General features: G+C 69.0%; 1 protein-coding gene and 1 pseudogene. Both read left to right on the top strand.

Annotated elements, in window-relative coordinates; genetic code table 11:
* Positions 1-607: pseudogene (locus B3E43_RS10415) on the top strand (hypothetical protein); the annotation flags it as partial.
* Positions 608-655: 48 nt separating this feature from the next.
* On the top strand, positions 656-1,368 hold a 713-nt coding region (locus B3E43_RS10410), incomplete at its 3' end, for an AAA family ATPase (RefSeq protein WP_292029166.1).

Raw genomic sequence — 1,368 nt, 5'->3', positions numbered from 1 at the left:
CGCCGTGCGCTCAAGCCCTCTCCCGATGGGAGAGGGGACGCTGATTTTGAACCGGAACACCGACTCCTACACCCTCGCTGCTGCTCTGGTCTGCGTCGGTGGAGGCGATCGGCCTCCGCGCGGCGATCGGCTCGCCGCCATCCTCGCCCGGCTGCAATCGGGCGCGTCGTTCACCGCCACTCTGTCCGGCGCCCGGATCGAGGCGCGCGAAGGCGAAGTGCTCGTAGCCCGCGAGGCTGGCGAGCTCGTCCGCCGCCCGCGCCCGCCGCTGGCGCTGTCGGCGGACGTCGGGACCGTCTGGGACGGTCGTTGGGCGATCACGGTCGATTCGCCGGGATGGTCTGTCGTCCCCGCCGCGGGCCGTATGGCGGCCCTGGCTGGGGCCGACCGGGCCGTGCTCAAGGCCCTGCCGCCCGCCGCACGCGGGTCCGTGCCTGTGCTGATCCGGAACGATGCGACTGCCCCGGTTCTTGCAGGGACGGTGGGCAGGGCGGCGGGGCTGGTCGAGGAAAGACTGGCCCGGGCGCTGGACCGAATGACGCACGAACGGGACCTTGGTGGCGCTATCCATGGCGCATCGCCCCGGAACCACCTATTTTCGAGCTGATATCACTGACGACCGGGCGCTTCGGCGCACCCAGGGAACGAGACGAGAATGAACCTGCGCAATCTGGCCATCTGGGGCGTGATCATCCTGGGGGCCATGGCCTTCTATGTCGCCGCCAGCCGCCCGGGAGGCCTTACGGCCGCTCCCGGCGCCAAGGAGGCGGCCGCTCGCCCGGTGGCGATGAGCTATTCGGACCTGCTCAAGGCCCGCGATGACGGCAATATCGTCAGCGTCGAGGTGCGTGGCGAGACGGTGAAGGCCACCCTGCGCGACGAGAGCGTCGTCACGGTCATCACCCCGGTCCCCAACGCCGAACTGATCAACAGCATCCAGGCCAAGGGCGCCGAGGTGGACGTGAAGACCACTCGCCAGTCGCTGTGGGTCAGCGCCCTGATCGGCCTGCTGCCCTTCGTGCTGATCATCGGCCTGTGGATCCTGATCATGCGGCAGATGCAGGGCGGCGCGCGCGGGGCCATGGGCTTCGGCAAGTCCAAGGCCAAGCTGCTGACCGAGCACAAGGGCCGCAAGACCTTCGAGGACGTCGCCGGCGTGGATGAGGCCAAGGAGGAACTTCAGGAGGTCGTCGACTTCCTCAAGGACCCGGGCAAATTCCAGCGTCTGGGCGGCAAGATCCCCAAGGGCGCCCTGCTGGTCGGCCCTCCCGGCACCGGCAAGACCCTGCTGGCCCGCGCCGTGGCCGGTGAGGCTGGCGTGCCCTTTTTCTCGATCTCGGGCTCCGATTTCGTCGAGATGTTCGTCGG

The organism is Brevundimonas sp. UBA2416, assembly GCF_002343105.1.
GTDB lineage: Bacteria > Pseudomonadota > Alphaproteobacteria > Caulobacterales > Caulobacteraceae > Brevundimonas.
This window is presented reverse-complemented; position numbering and strand designations above follow the sequence as displayed.